We start from the raw sequence: 7,546 nt of genomic DNA on the forward strand, positions 1-7,546 counted from the left end.
AAACGCCAACTTAAAAAATGGATAGTGAATAACTAGCTACCCTAGGGTTTCTTTTGCCTTTTTTTCTGTTAAGTAAATTTCTTAACGTTTATAATTTAGATTAGTTGCGGTTTAAAAGTAGCTGAATCGCGGTTATTAAACGTTTAGAATAAAAAAACGCCATACTTGAAAGTATAATGTAAGTAATTAGCCAACCACGGGGCTTCTTTTGCCTTTTTCTCCGCTTGGTAAATTTCTTAATGTTTATACGGAAGGTGTCATTCCAGCGCGTGACGCTGGAATCCCAAAAAAAGGATGATGTCATCCGAGTAGCTGACACTGGGATGACAAAAAAAGGAGCACTGAGATGACATCATAGGGGCGCTGGCCTGACAATCGTCATTCCGCTACGTGTTAGCGGGATCTAGAGATACCGTGACGGTATGACAAGGGAGAACAGTTGTATTCCTGCACAATTTATTCTCATGACAAAAACGTCTTAACTTTCTCTCTACTTTTTCTGGGTAAGGTCAATTTTGTGAAAAAATGGATTGAATTATAGGCAGATTTGGCTATTATTTGTAATACATGGGTATTAGGTAAAATGTTTAAATTTGATCCTTTATTATTAGCTCGAATTCAGTTTGCCTTCACAATAGGCTTTCACATTATATTTCCTGCTTTCACGATCGGGCTTGCAAGTTTTCTAGCCTTTTTGGAATGGTGTTGGCTTAAGACTGGTGATACACGTTTCCGTGATGTTTATAAATTCTGGATCAAGATTTTTGCCGTTGCTTTTGGCATGGGAGTGGTATCTGGAGTTGTAATGTCATATCAACTTGGTACCAATTGGTCGATTTTTTCTGACCGCATAGCCAATGTTCTCGGCCCTCTATTTTCCTTTGAGGTTTTAACAGCCTTTTTTCTGGAGGCATCTTTTTTGAGTATTATGCTATTTGGATGGAATAGAGTAAGTTCTCGTATGCACTTTGCTTCTACTTGTATTGTTGCAGTGGGAACGCTTATTTCAGCTTTTTGGATTATTGCGGCCAACAGTTGGATGCAAACACCCGCTGGATTCACGATTGGTGAGAATGGCCTCCTATATCCAACCAATTGGTTAGAGATTATTTTTAATCCTTCTTTCCCTTATCGCTTCATTCATATGGTAACAGCAGCCTATCTTACAACAGCTTTTGTGGTTGGTGGTGTAGGAGCATTTTATCTTTGGAGAAAACGACATGCTCCTCAAGCAAGAATTATGCTTGGTATGGCAACCATTATGGTAGCTTTAGCTGCACCATTTCAGCTGTTCATGGGAGATAGGCATGGATTAAATACACTAAAGCATCAACCTGCTAAGATTGCTGCAATGGAAGGTATATGGGAAACCGAAAAAGGGGCTGGCTTACTTTTATTTGCTTATCCGGATCAGCAAAATGAAATTAATCACTACGAGATAAAAATTCCTAATCTTGCCAGCTTGATCTTAACACATGATTTTTTAGGAGAAGTAAAAGGATTAAAGGAATGGAAAAAAGAAGATAGACCACCTGTAGTATGGGTATTCTGGTCCTTCCGTATAATGGTTGGAGTTGGAATTTTAATGATCATAATTGGGTCAGTAAGTGTTATACAGTATCTTCGTGGCAAATTATTCCAAAGTTGTTTCTTACATGGATGGTGGATATCAATGATGCCGTCTGGGTTCATAGCGTTACTTGCAGGTTGGTTTACTACTGAAATTGGCCGTCAACCTTACACTGTATATGGAATTATGCGCACAATTGAATCATTTTCATCTGCGATTACCGGTCCTCAGGTTGCATGGTCTTTGATTGCATTTATCGTTATGTATACCCTTATATTTGGAGCAGGTAGTTACTATATTCTGAAACTTATATACAAAGGAATTCCTGTCATTAAAGAAGAAGAGCAATTTTATAAACACGGTATTGGAGCTTCAGTGATTGATGCTGGTACATCTGGAAAGGACAACAATCATGTTTGATTTTTCTTCCTTAATTAATTTACCCCTAATCTGGGGATTACTAATTGCCATAGCTGTTTTACTGTATATTTTAATGGATGGGTTTGATTTAGGTATTGGTATTTTACTTCCTTTTGCACCGTCAGATAAATGCCGTGATCACATGATAAGCTCAATTGCACCATTTTGGGATGGAAACGAAACATGGTTGGTATTGGGTGGTGGAGGGTTGTTTGCTGCTTTTCCTCTTGCATATTCAATATTAATGCCTGCTTTTTATATTCCAATCATTATTATGCTGCTTGGCCTTATAGTGCGCGGAGTATCCTTTGAGTTTCGTTTTAAGGCAGAAGGAAAATACAGGCGATTATGGGATTATGCCTTTCATTTTGGGTCACTTGGTGCTGCATTTTGCCAAGGCATGATTTTAGGTGCATTTATACATGGTGTAGAAGTAAACGGACGCAACTTTTCTGGTGGCCAATTTGATTGGGCAAGTGCTTTTAGTGTAATGACAGGCATTGCTGTGATATTTGGATATGCACTTTTAGGTTCTACATGGCTCATAATGAAGACAGAAAATATAACACAAGAATGGGCACGCAAGGTTGCTTCTTATACGCTTGGTTTTGTAGGTATTTTCATGGGACTAGTGAGTGTAGTGACACCATTTTTAAATGAACGTATTAAAAACTTTTGGTTTAGCATGCCAAGTTTTTATTATTTATTTTCTATTCCATTACTCACATCTTGGCTATTTTTCATGCTGTGGTTTGATCTTCAGAATACTAAACGGGAGTACCGTCCATTCTTTCTCAGTATTGCTATTTTTTTTATGGGATATTTAGGTTTAGGAATTAGTATCTACCCATGGATTATACCTTTTCAATATACCATTCTGGATGCAGCCGCTTCTGGGCCAAGTTTATCTTTAATGCTCATTGTTATAATACCGCTTTTACCAATCATTTTAACTTACACTGGTTATTGCTATTATGTCTTTCGTGGAAAATCAAATTATGAACACACATATTAAGGAGTTAGTGACCTTATGGTTAAAACGTTACCCTTAAATCAAGCAGTCGTTCAGGCAATGGCGTCAACTTAAGAACCTTCATTAGCAAACCCTCCTATGGATTTTCTGAAAAGTTTTTGAGTATATTGTATTTTTAATTTGTAGAATAAGTTTTTTTCCTTTTTGCATGCTAACCAAAAAGGGTTCTGTCATCCTTCTTGTCATATAAGTAGCTTGACGCGGGCATTCAGTTTTCTTTATAATTTTCTTTGTGAAAGAACAAAAATGCTTATTTGTAACCATAGCTGGCTTACCAAATGCTGGGAAGTCTACATTAATTAACAGCATCATAGGCAAGAAAATTGCAATTGTCACCCCTAAAGTGCAAACAACAAGGACGCAAATAAGGGGTGTTGCAACATGCAACAACACACAAATTGTCTTTACTGACTCCCCAGGAATTTTCTCAGCAGAAACAAAACTTGAAAAAGCTTTAGTCAAATCTGCATGGTCGGCAGTTAAGGATAGTGACATCACTTTATTGCTTGTTGATGTAAGCAATTATTTGAAAAATATAGAAAGAATTAAGACTATATTTATGCGGCTGCAGCGCACAAAAGGCAGATGCATTTTGGTTATCAATAAAACTGATTTGGTAAAAAGGCCTGAATTAAAGATGGCGCATGAGCATCTGAATTTGCTTTATAAATTTGAAAAGGTTTTTATGATATCAGCATTAAAGAATGATGGACTTTCTGATTTGATGAATTACTTATCTGAAGTTGCATCGGTGAGCCCCTGGTTTTATGAAGAAGATCAAATAACCGATTCCTCGACAAATTTTTTATCAGCAGAAATTACGAGAGAAAAATTATTCTTGAACTTGCGTGAAGAATTGCCATACTCTACAGCTGTTATAACTGAACAATTTGAGGAAAAAAAAGATAAGAGTTTAGTCATCAAACAGATCATATTTGTGTTGAAAGATAGTCATAAAAAAATAGTACTAGGAAAAGATGGCAGTAATATTAAAAAAATTAATATCGAAGCGCGTGCTGAACTAGAAAAATTATTTGAGTGCAAGGTACACCTCTTTTTATTTGTGAAAGTGCGACCTTGGATCGACCGTCCGGAGGAGTATATAGGCAATGCTTAATTCTTTGTTGGTATTTGATATTGAAACTATACCAAATGTAAATTCCTGCAAAAATTTACTCAATATTAGTGATGATAGTAGTGTAGAAGAGAAGAGGGATGCATTAACAAAATATCATCTTGAAATAACAAACGGGCAAAACTCTTTTCTGCGTCAGCCTTTTCACCTTGTTGTAGTTATTAGTTTTTTACTTTGCAATATAAGCTACCAGAGTGGTTATGAGGTGTTCACACTGCAAGAAATAAGATCTGGAGGCACACTAAATTCCAGTGAAAAGGAGCTAGTGAAAGGATTTTTTAACTACATATCAGAGAAAAAGCCAAGATTAGTTTCGTTCAACGGACGCACTTTTGATATACCAGTGCTGAAGTATCGTGCTATGGTCCATGGCATTCAAGCAGAATATTTTCATAAAGCTGGCGATAAGTGGAATAGTTACAATCAGAGATATAGCAGTGATTGGCATTGTGATTTGCTTGAATCCCTCTCTGATTTTGGAGCTTCTGCGAGAGTAAAAATGAACGAAGTTTGTGCAGCATTTAATCTTCCTGGTAAGATTGGAGTTGATGGGTCACAAGTTATGGACTTATACGATAGCGGCAAGATACAAGAGATTCGAGATTATTGTGAAACAGATGTAATTAACACTTATTTGATTTACTTAAGGTTCATGCATCATCAGGGAAGGATTACTACTGAAAGCTACAACAAAAGTGTGGAAGAGCTGCTTTTAGAGTGCGAAAAAAAAGAATACCTAAAGAAATTTAAAGAAGAATGGGAAAGAACTTGTGGTGGAAAAATTTTACTTCCATAGAATAAATAGTCGAGTTATAATGCACTAACAAGCGAACCTCTGTACTAAATTTTGGTTAATATACACGTTGAGCATATTAAGAAAGTTGCTTTTAAGGTATTGCATTTTACTTTTATTTTCGTTATAAGGTTGCTTTAAGTTGAATTTTCAACATTTTTATACTATTTACATTTAAGATATGATTTCGAAATTTTTTGGGGGCACTTCATGAAAAAGTCTATGTATACTAGAATTGCTCTAGTTTCTTTATTAACTTTATGTTCTTTCAGCAGTTTTGCAGCTGACTTTCCTGATGAGAGTATGAAGGAAATAAAAAAGCAAGAGAGCACAAAAACTTCTGGAAAAACAGAAGTTATGAAAACATCAAATAAAAAACTGAAAGAAAAGATGGACAGAATATGTAATGCTGATCCAAGAAAAAAAGCTGAAGAGCTTAAGAAAAAGGAAGAGATGAGATTAGCAGCCGAGCAGAAGAAAAAAGAGGAGATCAGGCTAGCAAATGAGAAAAAAGCAAAGCTTATAGAGGATTCAAAAGCGAAAGCTCTAAACGCTAAGAATTCTAATATAGAAAAAGGTAAAGTTTCAAAAACTAAGAATGCTAAAGTTGAAGCTAAAGATGTAAAGAAGGATATAAAAGTTGTTAACAAAAATACAGAGGAAAAAGGTAAGGCAAGTCCTGTTGTTTCAGTTGGTGGAGTTGATATTATCGATACCAATCAAGGGCAAAGTAATTTAAGAATAACTTTTGGTGGTGTTGTTGATGCTCAAGGTTATGGCAAAGCTGGACCAAGTGGCGCAGATTATAAACGTTATAACGTTATGCCAAACAGATCTACAGAGTATTATAATGCCACTCCAGATATAACAAAAGGAGCAAATCCAATATTCTATGAAGGAATAGGAAATATTGGTGATTACAGCAACGATATGGGTATGATTGCTGATGCAATATTGCACCTCAGAGCAGAAAATAAGAATGAAGATTTAGGTCTTCTTTATGGTGCTGACGTGCAGTTTCATGTTCCAGTGACCGAAGGTAAGGGAACTTCACAGGGTGTTTATGCTGCAAAAGGCAGAAGTGCGCATGTGTTTGTTAACTCAAAATATGGTGACGTGAAGCTTGGTTACCAATTTGGTCCTGAGGCTCTGATGAGGCTTGATGCAACAAGAATTGCGACTGTTGACGGAGCTGCAGATAGTAACTGGTTCAGAAAAGTGAACTTAGAAGGAAGCGCTGCTAGCTTTCCATTTTATGTAACACCACGTCTTTACACTGAAAGTTTTTCGAGTGAAAGTGAAAAATTCTCTTTCCGTATGGCAGGGAAATATAACAAAGGCGTTATGACTACACTGCCATTTAGAGTTGCTTACTACTCACCAAATTATATGGGCGCAAGATTTGGTATCAGCTACTCACCTCGTTATGATAGTGGTTTGTTTACTGTAAAAGAAACAGTTTCAGAAGATAAAGGCGGTAAGATAGAACATAAGGAAACGATAAAGCATGTCGGCCCAGACTATGAGCACATAGTAAGTGCTGGTGCATCATATGAATATGACTTTGATAAACATAACATAAAAGTTAAAACTTCTGCAGTTGGTGAATATGGCTTTCCAAAGCAACCAAGTAAAGATAAGCATCTTTATAAGGAATTTGTGGAGTATAATGACCTGATGGGTGTTAATTTTGGTGTAAGCGCTGATTATAAGATTAATGAAGATCAAGGCGTAAAGTTTGCTGCCTCTTTTGCATACTTGGGCAAATCTGGTCAACCGAAGGGTATTAAAAAATTAATTGGTGATACCTATACGGAAATTGATAGTAAAGATGCTACTGATGGCAAAAGAGTGGAAGGGCTGAAAGCTCAATTTGGTAAAGATAGTATAGATACCATGTATTGGACTGTAGGAGCTGGGTATCAACATGAGAATATCTACACAAGTTTAACGTATTTTGGCAGCAGAATGAATGACAAAGATATGCTTCATGATGGTGCACTTGGCGTTCAATATGATCTGTCTCCTGCATGCAGTAAGAACAAATTTGTTCCTTACGCAGCTCTCCATTATTTTATGACTAACGAAACAGGTAAGCTGAAAGATGAGTCTGATGCTGATGTACCTTCTAACCAAGGAATTCTCCTTCTTACTGGTGTGAAGTTTTCTTTCTAACCAGCAAGAATACACCACAGTTAACTGTGGTGTATTCTTGTCTGTTAGTGTTTATTTGTCGATCAAATAAACATATGGTGTCCTCTCTCCTGTCATCCCAGTGCGTGACACACAACTGTACGAACATTGTGATTTGAGGACACTCCACCAAGAAGGATGTCATCCCAGTGCTCAGACACTGGGATCCAGCTTTCCATGCAACTTCATCAAAAGCGTTTATTCAGCATAAGATCAGCCACTTTTTATGCTCACCAAATCAGTTTGCTTACTTACAAGCAAAATTTCCTGGATTCCAGTGTCAAGCACTGGAATGACACCCTATGGTCACCGGAATAACGCTTTATGGCTACTTATACCAATTCTCATTATTAGTGAATCAAATAAGCGATATTGTAGAGTTATTTAATTGTGGAGTGAGAA

General features: G+C 36.7%; 5 protein-coding genes. All 5 read left to right on the forward strand.

The genetic code is table 11. The features are described from left to right. The first annotated feature begins 583 nt into the window (after positions 1 to 583). The 5 genes from ACIPNH_RS02080 (at position 584) to ACIPNH_RS02100 (ending at position 7,126) form a co-directional block, all read left to right on the forward strand. The gene (locus ACIPNH_RS02080) at positions 584 to 1,990 is read left to right on the forward strand and encodes a cytochrome ubiquinol oxidase subunit I (protein ID WP_006280502.1); all 1,407 of its coding nucleotides are present in this window, start codon (positions 584 to 586) and stop codon (positions 1,988 to 1,990) included. Next, the gene (gene cydB / locus ACIPNH_RS02085; RefSeq protein ID WP_400771440.1) at positions 1,983 to 3,005 is read left to right on the forward strand and encodes a cytochrome d ubiquinol oxidase subunit II; all 1,023 of its coding nucleotides are present in this window, start codon (positions 1,983 to 1,985) and stop codon (positions 3,003 to 3,005) included. The genes ACIPNH_RS02080 and cydB overlap by 8 nt, the downstream gene beginning before the upstream one ends. Before the next feature lie 250 nt (positions 3,006 to 3,255). Next, positions 3,256 to 4,140 carry a GTPase Era gene (gene era, locus ACIPNH_RS02090; protein WP_010082484.1) on the forward strand — a complete coding sequence of 295 codons (885 nt, stop codon included), beginning with the start codon at positions 3,256 to 3,258 and terminating at the stop codon, positions 4,138 to 4,140. Beyond that, positions 4,133 to 4,954: a 3'-5' exonuclease gene (locus ACIPNH_RS02095; protein ID WP_264724016.1), complete on the forward strand. Its 822-nt coding sequence runs from the start codon at positions 4,133 to 4,135 to the stop codon at positions 4,952 to 4,954. Before era ends, ACIPNH_RS02095 begins: the two co-directional genes overlap by 8 nt. A 207-nt stretch (positions 4,955 to 5,161) precedes the next feature. Beyond that, positions 5,162 to 7,126 (forward strand): WD0745 family porin, encoded by a 1,965-nt coding sequence (locus ACIPNH_RS02100; RefSeq protein ID WP_400771438.1) that lies wholly within the window; start codon positions 5,162 to 5,164, stop codon positions 7,124 to 7,126. The last annotated feature ends 420 nt before the right edge of the window (positions 7,127 to 7,546 follow it).

The sequence above is a fragment of the Wolbachia endosymbiont of Drosophila barbarae genome (assembly GCF_044752445.1).
Lineage (GTDB): Bacteria > Pseudomonadota > Alphaproteobacteria > Rickettsiales > Anaplasmataceae > Wolbachia > Wolbachia pipientis.